A 2,096-nucleotide genomic window follows, 5' to 3' on the forward strand; every position below is an offset into this window, starting at 1 on the left:
TGTCGACGACGCGATGATCGCAATCGAGATGATGGTGGCACGGCTGGAGGTCGGCGACGACCTGCACAAGGCGGCGACCTACATCTACACCTCGACCGCCTTCCCCATGCTGACGGGAACGCTGGTCACGGTCGCCAGCTTCATGCCTGTCGGGCTCAACAGCAGCGCCGCCGGCGAGTTCACCTTCACGCTCTTCGTCGTGATCGCGGTGTCGCTCATCGTGTCGTGGATCGTCGCCGTCTTCTTCATGCCGGTCCTCGGCGTGACGTTCATGCCCAAGTCGATGAAGAAGCATTCCGAGAAGCGGGGCTGGCTCGGGCGGGTCTTCGCCGGGCTTCTTCGGTTCTGCGTGCGCTTCAAATGGCTGACGATCCTCGTCACGGTCGCGCTCTTCGCCGGCTCGATCTTCGGCATGGGCTTCGTCCAGCAGCAGTTCTTCCCGACCTCGGACCGACCGGAGGTGATCGTCGATTGGACGGCCTCGCAGAACACCTCGATCCACGAGACGCGCGCGCAGATGGACCGCTTCGAGGCGAACCTGCGGGACGATCCGGACGTCACCTACTGGTCGTCCTATGTCGGCCAGGGGGCGGTGCGCTTCGTCCTGTCCTTCGACGTGCAGCCGTCGAGCCCGAACTACGGCCAGATCGTCATCATGACGCCCGACGTCGAGGCGCGAGACCGCGTGATCGCCAAGCTGCGCGATATCGGCGAGCGCGAGTTCGTGGGAACCGACGTCTTCGTCCATACGATGGACCTCGGCCCTCCCGTCGGGCGGCCGATCCAGTACCGCGTCAGCGGTCCGGATCTTGAGGCTGTCCGCGAACGGGCGCAGGAGGTGGCCGGCATCGTCAGCGGCAATCCCAACATGGGCCGCGTGACGATGGACTGGAACGAGCCCGCACGCGTGGTCAAGGTGAACGTCCTGCAGGACAAGGCCCGCCAGCTCGGCATTTCCTCCCAGGACATCGCCTCGGCGCTCGGCAACGTCGTCGGCGGCACCACGGCCACCCAGATCCGCGATGCGATCTATCTCGTCAACGTCGTCAGCCGGGCGAGCGACGAGGAACGCAACTCGATCGAGACGCTGCGCAATCTCCAGCTCAACACACAGGACGGCCGTGTCATCCCGCTCGCCGCCGTCGCCACCTTCGACTACGAGATGGAACAGCCCTTCATCTGGCGACGCGACCGCGTGCCGACGATTACCGTCAAGGCGACCGTGATCTCGGACGTGCAGCCTGCCACGATCGACCAGGAACTGGCGCCGCAGATCGAGGCGCTGCGCGCCAAGCTTCCGGTGTCCTACTCGATCGCCGTCGGCGGCGCGGTCGAGGAAAGCGCCAAGGGGCAAGGGCCGATCGCAGGCGTCCTGCCGCTGATGCTCCTGACGATGACGACCATCCTCATGTTCCAGCTGCAGAGCTTCCAGCGGCTCTTCATGGTCGTCGCCGTCGCCCCGCTCGGCCTCATCGGCGTCGTCGCGGCGCTGGTTCCCTCGGGCGCGCCGCTCGGCTTCGTCGCCATCCTCGGCGTGCTCGCGCTGATCGGTATCCTGATCCGCAACTCGGTGATCCTCATCGTGCAGATCGAGGACCATATCCGCGAGGGGTGGGGCCGCTGGGACGCAGTGCTCGATGCCACGGAGCACCGCATGCGGCCCATCCTGCTGACGGCCGCCGCCGCCTCGCTCGCCCTGATCCCGATTTCGCGCGAGATCTTCTGGGGGCCGATGGCCTTCGCCATGATGGGCGGCATCATCGTCGGAACCGTCCTGACGCTCCTGTTTCTTCCTGCGCTCTACGTCGCCTGGTTCCGCATCAAACCGAGCGAGACGGGGCAGCCGGACCATCACGGCCCGGCGTCCGACGAGCCGTTCAAGGCGGACGTGAGCGGCAAGGCCGGGACGGCGATGGCCTAGCCGCCGCGACCGTTACCGCCATCGCCGGGAGACGCCGCAAGCCTGAACGGGCGCGCAGACATCCGCCTCACCGCAGAGGAAAGCCAATTTGAACCGAGACCATCACCTCGTCATCGTCGGCGGCGGCGTCGCCGGCCTCGACATCGCCAGCCGTATTGGCGGCCGGGACGCTCTA

General features: G+C 66.4%; 1 protein-coding gene. It reads left to right on the forward strand.

Annotated elements, in window-relative coordinates; translation table 11 throughout:
• Positions 1 to 1,921: efflux RND transporter permease subunit (locus O5O54_RS22105; RefSeq protein WP_279484005.1), on the forward strand; the 1,921-nt coding region annotated here is incomplete at its 5' end.
• Between the last annotated feature and the right edge of the window lie 175 nt (positions 1,922 to 2,096).

It is taken from the genome of Aureimonas sp. SK2 (assembly GCF_029813115.1).
In the GTDB taxonomy this organism is placed as follows: domain Bacteria; phylum Pseudomonadota; class Alphaproteobacteria; order Rhizobiales; family Rhizobiaceae; genus Aureimonas.